This window comes from Cytobacillus oceanisediminis (genome assembly GCF_004366035.1).
Classification (GTDB): Bacteria; Bacillota; Bacilli; order Bacillales; family Cytobacillaceae; genus Cytobacillus; species Cytobacillus oceanisediminis_C.
This window is the reverse complement of the sequence record NZ_SOEE01000001.1, coordinates 183,926-196,754: the sequence shown is the minus strand read 5'-3', so window position 1 is coordinate 196,754 and position 12,829 is coordinate 183,926. Positions and strand designations below refer to the sequence as shown.

The following is a 12,829-nucleotide window of genomic DNA, read 5'->3' as shown; positions in this document are numbered from 1 at the left end:
TCAAGCTGAATCTTTATGGAAAAGTTACCGGTTATTCATCTCACTTTGGCCACTATGTTCATGATATACTGAGAAGGAGGTGTCCCGAATGTCTAAAAATAGTTTATTAAAATGGCTTCAGGAAGGAAATATTTCAATACCTGGAGTCCTGCTTTCACAATATAAAGAAATGAATTTGAATGAGCATGAACTCGTCTTAATTCTTCATGTAATTTCCTATATTGAAAATGGGAATGAATTTCCCACCCCTGTAGAATTATCTTCCCGCATGACCATTTCTGTGGCTGAATGTACGGATATGCTAAGAAAACTAATCCAAAAAGGATTTTTTGATATTAAAGATAGCTACTCTGCTGATGGCATTAGATATGAAAAATACCATCTTGATCCGCTTTGGGAGAAGCTTATTGACCAGTTTCTGCTCAGCGGCAAGAAAGAGGAAGCTATTAAGATACAGCAGGAGGAAACAGATCTTTATACTTGCTTTGAAAGGGAATTTGGCAGGCCGCTTTCACCTTTTGAATGCGAAACACTTGCGCTCTGGATGGATGATGATCACCATGATCCCCATATTATAAAAGCCGCATTAAGAGAATCTGTCCTGTCCGGCAAACTGAATTTCAGATATATAGACAGGATTCTTTTTGAATGGAAAAAGAATGGCATAAAGACGATTGAACAGGCTAAAAGCTATGGAAAAAAATTCAGGCAGAACCAGGCACAGCAAAGGACAAAAAGGGAAGACACTCCGTCACAGACGACGAAATCTGTTCCCTTTTATAATTGGCTTGAACAATAAGAAGGCTAAAACAGCACTTAAAATATAGAAGACAGTAAGTTGGTGATTTCTTTGTTAAATAAAACACAAATAAGATACTGCCTTGATGCAATGGGGGAGATGTTCCCGGAAGCACATTGTGAATTAAATCATTCCAATCCATTTGAATTAGTCGTAGCTGTAGCACTATCGGCACAATGTACTGATGCACTGGTAAACAAAGTGACAAAAAACCTGTTCCAGAAGTATAAAACACCCCAGGATTACCTCGATGTTTCCCTTGAGGAACTGCAGGAGGATATCCGCTCAATTGGTCTTTTTCGCAACAAAGCTAAAAATATCCAAAATCTGTGCAGATTGCTTCTGGATGAATATGAGGGTGTAGTGCCGCGCGACAGAGATGAGCTGACAAAGCTTCCTGGGGTAGGACGCAAAACTGCCAATGTCGTTGTCTCAGTGGCTTACGGAGTGCCTGCTATTGCAGTCGATACTCATGTTGAACGAGTAAGCAAAAGGCTTGGCTTCTGCCGCTGGAAGGACTCTGTACTGGAAGTTGAAAAGACATTAATGAAGAAAGTGCCGATGGATGAATGGTCAATTACCCATCATCGTATGATCTTTTTTGGAAGATATCACTGTAAGGCACAGAATCCTCAATGTGAGGTTTGCCCTCTGCTGGATTTATGCCGTGAAGGCAAAAAACGAATGAAGGTGAAGCAAGCAAAATGACCGGGGAGATAGCCATACCTGTTTCAGAACAATTATGCCATTCCCTGTTTTACAAAATGAATGATTCATTGGCTGTAAAAGAAGGATCCCTTTCCGCTTATCAGCCTCTCCCGCCATTTTTATATGAAGCGGCTTTTTATGCGGGGATTCATGCTGTAAGGCCTTGGGAAACCAGCGATAAATATATTCCGGTCTTAATGAATGAGTGGGCAGGGCAGAAACATCTTCTGGGTATCCACTTTTCAAATCGGGACCAGAAGGCAGCCTTAGATCCGATGAAAGTATCTTTGGCAGTATTTTTACAGCTGTTGTATTGGGCAAACAGCAAGCCGGTAAACCTTCAGTCAAATCCTGGAGAATTGCCGGTTAAGCCAGTGAATCTTAAAGAACGGCTTAATTTCATTTTTGCACGACCTGCTTTTTATCATTCTTACATACAGCTATCTGAACTAATGGCTGAAATGGAAAAACAATATAGGAAGCTGCTTGCATTGGAAAAAATGAAGAGAAAGCGCCTTTAAATGATAGGCGCTTTTTTCTATGGCTAGAGAAAAAGTTCATCGGACTCAATAGGGCCGCACGTACTACAAGTCCCGCGCAAAAGACCGAGACCCGCGCATCCAAAGTCCAGCGCAAACCCAAAAGGATCGCGCACAACTCCAAAGAATCCAAGCGTAAAAGGAGAAAGTATGCCTGCAATCACGAATAACCCGACACAAATGAACTAGTACCGCTGATTCCGTAAAAGCTCACGCAGGACAAAGACAAAAAAGAGCTGACTCAACCCTGAGCCAGCTCTTCATTTCTATTTAGTTATGTGCCAGATTCATTTCCGGAACCGCTCGAGCCTGGAGTGCCACTGCCAGTGCCTCCAGTACCTCCAGTATCTCCAGTATCTCCAGTACCTGTTCCATTTCCTTCTCCGGTACCGGTATCGCCATCACCGGAACCTTCACCATTACCTTCACCGTTTCCGGCTCCTTCACCATTTCCGGTGCCGTCTCCGGAACCTTCACCTTCACCTTCACCTTCACCATTTCCAGAACCGTCGCCATCTTGGTTTCCGTCCTGGCCGTCTTCACCATTTTGTCCTTCTTGACCTTCCTGTTCTTCTCCGCCAGTTCCATCTTGTCCGTCACCTTCAGTTTCATCTTCTTCGATGACGCTTGGATCAGGGATTTCTACTTTTACAGAAGCAGGATCACTTTGCTGATCACCATTAAATGCTGTTACTTTAAAGGTATAAACAGCTCCTGGCTGAGGGTTGGCAATTTTTAAGCCTTTTTCAGAAGTGACGCTAAGCTGCTGATCTCCGCCTTCATTTACGGATACAGTGACTTCAAATTGGGTGCCTTTTGCATCTTCTGGATATTCCCATGATAATGTAATTTCATTTGTCTCCTGGTCAAAGTTCGCTGACAGGCCAGAAGGGGAGTCGAGTTTATCAAACTTCTCAGACACCTGTGTCGGAGCATTACCTTTTACAGCATACTCATAAATGATTTGGTCTTTAGGTGTATATTGGCTTGCCCGTTTGGCAGGGTTGCTTCCTTTTTCAATGGCAACCTCCTCCACAGAGTTAGGGACCTTGAAGTCTTCAGTTTCTTTTCCTTCTGAAACATGTGCCATTAGGCTGCTGAATAGTCTTTGCGCAATTTTTTGCTCATCGCCTGCAGGGATATAGTTCTTTCTATCCTGATAACCGGTCCAGACAGCTGCTGTATAGTTCGTCGTATAACCTGCAAACCATGCATCAGGCACAGCACCACCAGGAATTCCCCATTCCTGTTCCTGTTCATCAGTGTAGTTTGTAGTTCCTGTTTTTCCTGCTACAGGCAATCCTTGAACATCTGCCTGTCGGCCAGTTCCATATGAAGATTTGACTACACTTTTCAGCATGTCACTAATCATAAATGCTGTATAATCTTTCATCACTACTTCAGACTCTGGTTTCAAGTCAAGCTTCGTGCCGTCACGCATTTCAATTTGCTTGATGGCATGAGGCTCAGTGTAAAAGCCATTATTTCCAAATGCACTGTATGCGCCGGCTACCTGCAGAGAGGAAACCTCATATGCGCCGATAGAATACGACTCATACATTTCTTCCATTGGGATGCCTAATTTATTGGTAAATTCCAAAGCTTTATCAGTTCCTACTTCCTGAAGTGTTTTCAGGGCCGGGATATTACGTGAACGGGCGAGGGCTTCACGCATGGACATAGGGCCCATATGTTTTCCGTCCCAGTTATTGATTTTTGTTCCTCCGGAGTATGTGTGGGGTTCATCAACAATAGTATGGTAGGTTCCCCATTTAAGATACTCGATTGCTGGTCCATAATCGACAATTGGTTTAAAAGTTGAACCAGCATGTCTTTTTTGATCTACAGCATAGTTAAAGCCGCGTTTTACTTCCTGGTTGCGACCGCCGCCAATTGCTCTTATTTCGCCAGTTTTTGTATCCAGCAGAGTGATTCCTGCCTGGAATTCGTCATCTGGATACGCTACCGCTGCATCAGTGTTTAAGATGTCTTCTACGTGCTTCTGTGCATCCGGATCCAGGGTCGTATAAATTTTTAGTCCATCAGAATATGGGTTAAGATCCGGGTATTTCTTCTCTACTTCATCCAAGACAACATCGATGAAAGAATCATATTTTGATTCGTTTGTTTCTCTTTTCTCTTCAGCCACAAGTGTAGATTCCACAGGAACTTTTTGGGCCGCTTCCATTTGTTCTTTTGTAATGAAACCATGCTGATTCATCAGTGAAAGGACAATATTTCTTCTTTTCTCTGCCTTGTCAGGATGATCAAAAGGATTATAATTGTTCGGACTTTGCGGCATGCCGGCTAAAAGGGCGGCTTCATGCAGCTCCAGCTCATCCAGTTCTTTATCGAAAAAGATTTTCGATGCCGTTAAAACTCCATGCCCCTCTGACATGTAAATCTTGTTCACATACATCTCAAAGATTTCCTGTTTTGTATACTTGCGTTCAAGCTGGAATGCGAGCCAGGCTTCCTGGGCCTTTCTGCTTAGCGTTTTTTCATTATTTAAGAAGGAGTTCTTTACCACCTGCTGGGTAATCGTACTCGCCCCTTCAGAACCAAATCCGCGAGTTACGTTGGCTATTACTGCACCGCCTAATCGTATTAAGTCCATGCCATTATGTTTGTAAAAGCGAACATCCTCAGTTGCCAAAAAAGCATCTTCCACTAGTTTGGGTATGTCTTCATAGGCGACATAATCACGGTTTTCGGAGCCTACATCTGTAATGAATTCGCCCTCCATATCGTAAATCTGTGAAGAAATTGGATCCTTCAGCAATTTTTCATCAAGTTTTGGCGCGTCTTTCACCATAAAAGCAAAAGCGCCTGCTCCTATAAGCATTCCAGCAATTCCGAGGGCAATTAAAATAAGGAAAATACGTTTAAAAGTGCCTGTGCCTTTTTTTCTGCCCTTCTTTTTAGGCTTGGATTGCTGTTTGCGGCGCTCCTCTCTTGATTGATATTTTTCAGTCATATCTATGTTCATCCTTTCTTGACAATGGAACTGTAAAAAACTTATTTAAGGGTATAAAGATAATCTATTATCTTAATATAGTCAATTCTGGGCTGAAATCCAAGCGGAATGTGGTGGCCATGCATTTCGATTTCCCCCTTGGTAATTGATTTTCTTCCCCCGGCCTTCATTCTCTCCCAGTATGAGAGCAAATAATGTGCCTCAAAAAGAAAAACTTCTTCGGTGGCAGAAAAGCGGAGAAGAACAAAACATATCCCTTGCTGGGCTAATACCTTCTCCATGTGCTTCACCTGGTGTTCATGAAAATTCTTTAGAGGGAAGGAGGTAGTATTCTGAGTTTCTTTTGCTTCAAAATCAATATATCTCCCTTTATACACACCATTATAATCGGTTGTTGATGCTTGTTTGAAATATGCTTCTTTAATAACGGCCGCACTTCTCTTTGGATAATCGACCTGGACGATTTGAACAGGCGTTGGCTTTTTATGAATAGTGGCTATTCCATGTTCCAGATAGAATTCATTGGTTTCGTTTATATCTTCCTCCAGTGTCATTCCGCGATTGCTGTAGGTCCATTTCTTCTCTGGTGTTAATTTTTTGGCGCTATTAGCAGGTGGAGTATATCTCCTGCCATTAGGATAATGGAAATTCATGCATTCACCTCGTTTTAAACTACTCCCTATAATAACAAAAGTAAGCATGATTTGGTTGAATAAAAAGTTCTAAATAACAAAGTATATAGGTAACTTCATTCGAGCGATACTTTCCGGTTTTATTCGTTTTACAGAGTCATTTGGCGTGTCTGCCTGCTGGCCAAAAACAGACCATTCATTTTCTGAGGTGAAATGCGATGTTTCTTCCTGGGAAATTCTTGAACAGCCATGAGAAAAAGGAACAGGCAATAATGAATCATATTATGAAGATGACAGCAAAATATAACCTGGACAATATTTCAAGAACGGAAGCATATTTCCGGTTTTATAAAAAGCATCCTGAGATACGCTGGGCGTTTCTTGCCTCCATGGTGTCTCGAAATGCCGGCTGGAATATGTGTGATCTTGAAGGAAGCTGTTTTCCTAAATTGATAGGAAAGAAATTACGGGACATGCTTTATATTACATATGAAAGGGCCAATTGGCTGATTTTTCAGGATGCATTTCCACAATTGCTCCTCTATCATTATTCGACGAAAATAAATAGGCCAATGTTTCATTTATTAAAGATTTTTCGTGTATCAGCATTTATGGAACAGGAATGGTATTCTTTCTGGAAAAATAGAAATGAAAAGAGGTTAATGATTTCCCTGATTATTAATGAACAAAATGTTATCCAAGAACCTGTAATGGAACATGAAATTTATAAGAATAAAGTTTTTCAGACATTGCTTTTTTCCTTTCAGGACTATCTTCATTTTAGTTCTGTAATCTTCCCTACTTGTAAAGGGGAATTATACGGGGCAAGTGTAAATGGTTTCCGCTCGGTGTCCAAAAGAATTGATCTTGGAAAACGGCTGGCAGAAATCTTATTTGACACCAGCTATTATGGGGACGTGTATGAATTTGCTTCAGGCACAATTCATACTGGTTCAAGGCATGATTATGAGAAATACTTTAAGGGAAGACAACGGAGAACGACCCCTTTCTTACGCTGTACATACCCGATAATCACACATCACATTCATCATTTTAATGATTGGTCTTCAAAAAAACGCATTAAGAGTAAATGGGCATCAGAATCTATTGTCCTAAAACACCCTGTCCATATTACAACATGGTATTTGCATAAGCAGAAACAGCTTAATACTGCTGCGAAGCTGGGAAAGTTAATTCGCTTGCTTTGTTAGCAAAACAGTGAAAAAAAGCAAGGAGCCCCTTGCTTTTTACATTTTAAGTTGAAGGGCGGTCAGGACCTTCAAGCTTCTTATTGCCATAGCCTGTTTTTGTTTCTTCCAGCTTTTTTGGCTGTGCTTTATTTTGTTTTTCTTTTTTTGCCATTACTCTACACCTCCGTTAATTAGTTTGTTCAATGACGCTATTTTCATTCTTCCAGGGGCTGTCGAAACCATGTTGTTCCCATGCAAATAAGTACTTTCTTTGACGAAACACTTCTAGTTTTGTCATGCATGGAGGAAACCTACAAGCGAAATAGAATTATGTAGGCACAAAGCAAAATTTTCACTGTATCCTTCGTCGTATTTATTGCAGGAAGCAAGAAAAAAAATCGGGAGGTTTTTTGTATGCAGGGAAAAATGGTAGAAAAAGATGAATTGCTGGCCATGCTTACAGAAATATATGATCAGCTGGAAGAGCTTGAAAATGTACTGGAGTCTAATTTGTCGGGACTTCGCCAGGATTGGTATTATGAACAGTCAGAAAAACTGGAGGTTTGCGAGAGCAGGCTGGAAGCGATTGAAGAGGATATGACGGTAATCAAGTCTGAGGCAGACAATATAGAAGACGCAAAAAGGTCAGCGGGAATGAAGCTTGAACTTGGCTTCTAAGTGGCATAGAATAGCAGTATCCTTCAGTAGCTAATGTTGACTAGCTACTTTTATTTTAAATAAAGCGTATAATCTGAAGTTAGATAACTGTCTAGCTCCAGGCGCCATCGGCTCTCGGGTCTAAGCCAATCCGTCCAAAAGGTTAAAGAACAACCTTTCCGCCGGCTCGTCTTATGCTTGAGGCCCACAGGACGTGGCGTTTTTAGTCTGCGTGCCTTCATTAAGCGGGCGCCTTCCGCTTTTCTAATTGGAGTTGATGTTGAATGGTTCATGAAAATTCCCTGCTGCAAATGACAGAACAGCTGCTTGAATGGGTGGAAATCTCAGACAGCAGGTTTAAAAAGGTTAAGGAATCAGGTGAAAAGGGTGATTTTTATAATGAAGTTAAACCTTTTGCTGATGATGTTAAATCCATAAATGATAAATGGAAAGAAGAAGCCCTTGAGTGGATTGGCATTCATAAACCCCGAAATCTTTATCCTCATCAGATTGAATCTGCTGCTGAACATATTGAAATGGTTTCCATTCAGGCATTTTTCCCTGAAACAAGCAAAACCAGATTCATTAATTATGTTAATTCCGCCGTGTATGTCCTAAAGCAATTGATAAAATTAGTAGGTGAAGAAAAAAAGGGAACCTGAATAGGGTCCCTTTTTTAAAAAATTCTTATGCATTTACTGAATCCTGGAGGGTGTTATCTTTGTAGCTTTCAGGAACGGCCGCTCCTTGAGCTTCAAGCTCACGAACGAGATTTCGATAATCTGTACTGGAAATTTCATTATGGATATAAGCCTTTTTAGCAAAATCCAATAATTCATTAACATTTTCAGGAGTATACTCCCTCAGCTGATGAAACTTCATTTTTAGTTCGTGAACATTCATGATATTGCCTCCTCTGAATATAGATTCGCGGAGAAATTCTTTCCCCGCAGCCCGGTAAATGAAAAGGGGGACAAGAAACTGTTTTGTTTTTTATATCCTAACATGAAAATCTGTTTTTCATCGTTTTTAAAAAAATCAAACTTCCGACACCATTCTTCATAGTTAGACAAAAACGGAAACCGCTTCCATTTTTAAAATTAATTGATTCTTTCACATTCTGGGCAAATCTTTCATATATTATATTGGTGATAATTAGAAGGCTCTTGCCTGGAATTATTGCTAATATACTTATATTTTTTGAATGGGGAGGATGTTTGCCCATGTTTGGCCGATTAATGAATAGAGCGAGCCATCTGCAGCCATACGGCCATTTAAATCAAAGTATATACATGGATCCATTTTATATGGGGGCGAATGGCCAATTTTATATGAGGCAGCAGCCAATGCAGAATTATACTAATTCTGCCGGACAGTACAGCCCTTATTATTTGCCTTATAATATGGGGTATCATCAGCCGCCTCAGATGACAGGATTGCAGCAGCAAAATTATTCACCACATCCTTATCCGCAGCATAACTATGACCAAGGATATTACGCAAAGACCGGTTCGAAAAATGCTGGTGTTTTTCAAAATCCATTAGAATCTGAAGATTATTACGGAACTCAGGCCAGCAACTCCGCGGCGCAGCAGATGCCGTATATGAATCCGTATCCTAAACAATCATTCATTCCTAAACAGCCTTCCGGAGTGCAAAGCATTATGAATTCCTTTAAAGCCCAGGATGGTTCGTTCGATCTTAATAAAATGGTGGACACCGCAGGTCAGATGATGTCAGCTGTAACGCAAGTGTCATCAATGGTAAAAGGGATTGGCGGAATATTTAAAGCTTAATTGCTCATGGCCGAATAGGCCTTTTTTTTGTCTCTTATTTTAATGGCATGAAACGTTTTTAAAAATCAGACTTGAAAAAAAATTAAATATATTCGAAAATAAAATAGCCAGTCTATTTTTTGGCGACTCCCTTTGTATAGGCATTATTATCCAGGAAAATTTAAACGTACGATTGACAAAATTTAGATAAAAGTGAAAAAATAGAAAAATGACTCATGGTCATTAAAGGGGGATTTGTATGGTTCGTGCTCTTCAGCAAATATTTATCATATTTATATTAATTTTGCTTCTTGCGGCAGTGCCAAAAATTATTTCTGTTGATCCATCAAGCGGGAGTCTTGATTGGAGCTTTGAAAGTTTACCGCAGATTTATGGAGATTTTATTAAAGAATTAAGCGGAGGCAGCCTGGGTACCTATCAGCTCGGCCGGCAAACTCGTCCTATAGCCGGGGATATTGCTGATAACTTTACTACCAGTCTGCTAATTGTATTGATTGCTGTGAATGCTTCCTTAGTTATAAGTCTTATTTTCGGGTTATTTATCAGCCGTTTCAAGCTTACTAAGCTTTTTGGGGCATTCTTGAATATCCTTGCGTCCATTCCCGATTTTATTATCATTGTAATGTCTATGATTCTCGCCGTTAAAATATATAAAATGACGGGAATCCGAGTGATTTCACTAAGGCCGGATGGTGGAGCACTTAACATCTGGTTTCCAACAGTGCTCGCAAGCTTAGCTCCAACTCTATATCTATTTAAGCTTGTTTCGGTAAAATATTATCAAACAAGCGGGGAGGACTATATTAAGACTGCAGTTGCTAAAGGAATGAGCTTGAATTACATAAATTTTCAGCATGTATTTAAAAATTTGGAGCCATTTATTAAATCTGAGCTAATCAAAGTGATTTCCCTGGCTATTGGCAATCTCTTCATTATTGAACATATTATGAATGTCTCCGGTATAACAAAATTTATTTTTCAGAGCACTGAGGTCCAGCCGATCGCAATTGGCTTGTTTGCCATGCTTTTGATTTCTCTAATTGTCTATATTTCTAACAGACTCATATTCTATCTGTTTAAACGGGGTTTTATCTATGAATAAGCTGCTAAAAATAAATTACTCCTTGATTATCGGAATTCTTATGGTTGCAGGCTTGCTTTTTTTCAGCATATTTGGGCCTTATCTTGCACCGCATTCATTGACTTCAGCACTGGAAACACAATATACAAACGGGAAGGTTTTGGCCCCTCCATTGGAGCCCTTTGAATCAACCTCCTATCCGCTGGGTACAGACAAATGGGGCTACGACCTTTTTTCCATGATTTTAAATGGATTAAGGTACACTGTTTTTATTGCAGCTGCTGTTACGATGATTAAAATGGCTTTCGGAGCAATCATCGGTTTGTATGCTGGCACATTGAAACGGACACCAGGCTGGCTGATTGCTTTTGAAAATGCATGGAGCTATGTTCCGCTGTTTCTGATCCTGTATTTTTTTCTGGCGCCAATAAGCTTCAACAGCAGCCTTAAGCAAAATGTATTAATAGCCTACTTTATAGTTATTGCGTCAATCATCAGTATTCCTAGCATCGTGTCATCTGTAAGGCTTAAAACCGCTGAATTATATAAGTCCGTTTATGTTGAAGCGGCCAAAGCCCTGGGAGCTGGAAAACACCGTGTGATTTGGAAGCATATATTCCCTCAGTTAAAGGAAACTTTCCTTGTTATGTTTATACTTGAAATTGTGTATGTGATCGCTCTTATGGGCCAGCTGGCGCTTTTGAATATTTTTGTCGGCGGAACCATTATGAGATTTGACCCCATCATATACCTATCAGCAACAAAAGAGCTCTCAGGTCTTGTTGGGCAGGCAAGATTGAATATCTATGGGAACACTCATATATTAGTTGCGCCACTTGCGGTCCTTTTATATACAACAGTATCCTTCAGCCTGCTGGCAAATGGATTGAAGAATCGATTTCAGTCAAATTATCAGCGTACACCATGGATCAGGACAGGGCATGAACCATTTATTCAGCCTTCCAGAAAACAATATGGCCGAAAAAAGAAATTTTGGTCATTTTCTGCCCAAAAAGCAGCCTTTTCTGCATTAGTTATTGCTTTTGCTGGTGCTGGAATCTATGTAATTGCAGCAAAAGATGCCAATATTGGCGTTAAAAGCGGCAGCCGCGCGGATTACAACATTGATCTGAAAATGAATGGCGATGGCTATTTCACTGCCAATGCTAATATCCAAGTAAAAAACCAATCAAATAAAGAATGGGAAGAGCTTGTATTTTATTTCATTCCAAACGTTTTTGCAGAGGGACATACATTTGATTCCGTCGAGGGCACATCTGAGGCAGTTATCGGGAAGGTGACAGTGAACGGGCAAAAAGCGTCCTTTAAGCTAAAGGGTGATACGTTAACCATAAAGTTAAAACCTGAAATGAAAGATAAAAGCAGACATAATGTAAAGATCGAATATGGATTTACAGTCCCTGACAAAGGCAGCCGTTTTTCAAAAGTAGACACAAACTATTATCTTGCTCAATGGTACCCTATGGCTGCAGTTTATCAAAAAGGCAAATGGAATAAAGAGCCTTATATGGAAGGACTGGAAACATTTCATACAGGCTTCTCAAATTTCAAAGTTTCCTATAAGCTTCCGAAAGGATATACCTTGGCTTCTACAGCTGACAAAGATCCTGCAGAAGGGAAGAATGAAGGGAATATTAAAGCCAAGAAGGTCAGGGACTTCTTCATTGCTGTCATGAAGGATATGGAAGTTCATGAAACGGAAGCCAGAGACGGCGTGAAGATCAGATTATTCTCAAAAAGCAATCATGACAAAGACCCTGAAGCTTCATTGACACTGGCCAAAAATGCATTAACATTCTATCAGGATCATATTGGAGACTACCCGCATGAGCAGCTTGACATCGTTTTGGATGATGGACAATTTATGGAATACCCCGGTATTGTAACGATTAATCCTTATGGTGATGATAAGAGGTTTTATGATATATCTATTGTTCATGAAATTGCTCATCAGTATTTTTATGGAGTAGTGGCAAATGACCCTTACAATAATGCGTGGATTGATGAAGGAATTACTGAATTTGCCACCTCTATGTATTTCTATGCAGGTCAAAATCAGGCTGAAAGACAGGCATTTGGCCTTTCCCATTTTCGAATGGAGGCGATTGAAGAAGCTGGCCTTGGCAGGCATTATTCAAATGTGCCGGTTAATGAGGTAAAACATTCAGGCTATATCTATGGGCAGCCTGCTCTGGAGATTTTAAAGATGATTCAGGAAAAATATACCCTAAAAGGGGAATCCCCTAAAGAAGTGGGGATGCAGTTCCTGTCAGATTATTATCAAAATTTCCGTTATAAAGAGGTCGATACCAAGGAGTTTATATCCTACACAAAAGATTACTTCAGTGTTCCGACCGGCTATTTCAATAATTGGATTGATACATCTAAACTAAACAGCTAATAAGCACCTTGTTTTCATTCAAACAAAA

The 12,829-nt window shown here is 40.3% G+C and carries 12 protein-coding genes; 9 read left to right on the top strand and 3 right to left on the bottom strand.

Features of this window, described 5'->3' with window-relative positions:
- Window positions 1-88: 88 nt before the first annotated feature.
- The 3 genes from DFO72_RS00995 to DFO72_RS00985 are packed head-to-tail and all read left to right on the top strand — an operon-like array spanning window position 89 to window position 2,028.
- The gene (locus DFO72_RS00995; RefSeq protein ID WP_113884583.1) at window positions 89-799 is read left to right on the top strand and encodes a DnaD domain-containing protein; all 711 of its coding nucleotides are present in this window, start codon (window positions 89-91) and stop codon (window positions 797-799) included.
- Between the two features lie 51 nt (window positions 800-850).
- The gene (gene nth, locus DFO72_RS00990) at window positions 851-1,507 is read left to right on the top strand and encodes an endonuclease III (RefSeq protein ID WP_113884712.1); all 657 of its coding nucleotides are present in this window, start codon (window positions 851-853) and stop codon (window positions 1,505-1,507) included.
- Window positions 1,504-2,028 (top strand): YpoC family protein, encoded by a 525-nt coding sequence (locus DFO72_RS00985; protein ID WP_113884584.1) that lies wholly within the window; start codon window positions 1,504-1,506, stop codon window positions 2,026-2,028. Before nth ends, DFO72_RS00985 begins: the two co-directional genes overlap by 4 nt.
- Before the next feature lie 292 nt (window positions 2,029-2,320).
- Here the strand turns inward: DFO72_RS00985 and DFO72_RS00980 are convergent, their stop codons facing one another.
- Both DFO72_RS00980 and recU read right to left on the bottom strand, forming a co-directional pair.
- Window positions 2,321-5,023, bottom strand: coding sequence for a penicillin-binding protein 1A (locus DFO72_RS00980; RefSeq protein ID WP_113884585.1), 2,703 nt, complete (start codon window positions 5,021-5,023; stop codon window positions 2,321-2,323).
- 41 nt (window positions 5,024-5,064) lie between these two features.
- Window positions 5,065-5,676 (bottom strand): Holliday junction resolvase RecU, encoded by a 612-nt coding sequence (gene recU, locus DFO72_RS00975; protein WP_113884586.1) that lies wholly within the window; start codon window positions 5,674-5,676, stop codon window positions 5,065-5,067.
- A 197-nt stretch (window positions 5,677-5,873) separates the two neighbouring features.
- Here recU and DFO72_RS00970 point away from each other — a divergent pair, with 197 nt between their 5' ends.
- From DFO72_RS00970 to DFO72_RS00960, 3 genes are all read left to right on the top strand, one after another.
- Window positions 5,874-6,866 carry a DUF2515 domain-containing protein gene (locus tag DFO72_RS00970; protein WP_113884587.1) on the top strand — a complete coding sequence of 331 codons (993 nt, stop codon included), beginning with the start codon at window positions 5,874-5,876 and terminating at the stop codon, window positions 6,864-6,866.
- A 393-nt stretch (window positions 6,867-7,259) separates the two neighbouring features.
- On the top strand, window positions 7,260-7,523 hold the full coding sequence (locus tag DFO72_RS00965; RefSeq protein WP_113884588.1) for a hypothetical protein: 264 nt from the start codon (window positions 7,260-7,262) through the stop codon (window positions 7,521-7,523).
- 263 nt (window positions 7,524-7,786) lie between these two features.
- Window positions 7,787-8,164 carry a YppE family protein gene (locus tag DFO72_RS00960; protein WP_113884589.1) on the top strand — a complete coding sequence of 126 codons (378 nt, stop codon included), beginning with the start codon at window positions 7,787-7,789 and terminating at the stop codon, window positions 8,162-8,164.
- 25 nt (window positions 8,165-8,189) lie between these two features.
- Here the strand turns inward: DFO72_RS00960 and DFO72_RS00955 are convergent, their stop codons facing one another.
- Complete coding sequence (locus tag DFO72_RS00955) at window positions 8,190-8,405, bottom strand: YppF family protein (protein ID WP_009332703.1); 216 nt, start codon at window positions 8,403-8,405, stop codon at window positions 8,190-8,192.
- 320 nt (window positions 8,406-8,725) lie between these two features.
- On the opposite strand from DFO72_RS00955, the gene DFO72_RS00950 reads away from it, so the two are divergent.
- From DFO72_RS00950 to DFO72_RS00940, 3 genes are all read left to right on the top strand, one after another.
- Window positions 8,726-9,298 (top strand): YppG family protein, encoded by a 573-nt coding sequence (locus DFO72_RS00950; protein ID WP_113884591.1) that lies wholly within the window; start codon window positions 8,726-8,728, stop codon window positions 9,296-9,298.
- Between the two features lie 238 nt (window positions 9,299-9,536).
- The gene (locus tag DFO72_RS00945) at window positions 9,537-10,400 is read left to right on the top strand and encodes an ABC transporter permease subunit (RefSeq protein WP_113884592.1); all 864 of its coding nucleotides are present in this window, start codon (window positions 9,537-9,539) and stop codon (window positions 10,398-10,400) included.
- Window positions 10,393-12,801 carry an ABC transporter permease subunit gene (locus tag DFO72_RS00940; RefSeq protein WP_113884593.1) on the top strand — a complete coding sequence of 803 codons (2,409 nt, stop codon included), beginning with the start codon at window positions 10,393-10,395 and terminating at the stop codon, window positions 12,799-12,801. Before DFO72_RS00945 ends, DFO72_RS00940 begins: the two co-directional genes overlap by 8 nt.
- Window positions 12,802-12,829 lie beyond the last annotated feature (28 nt).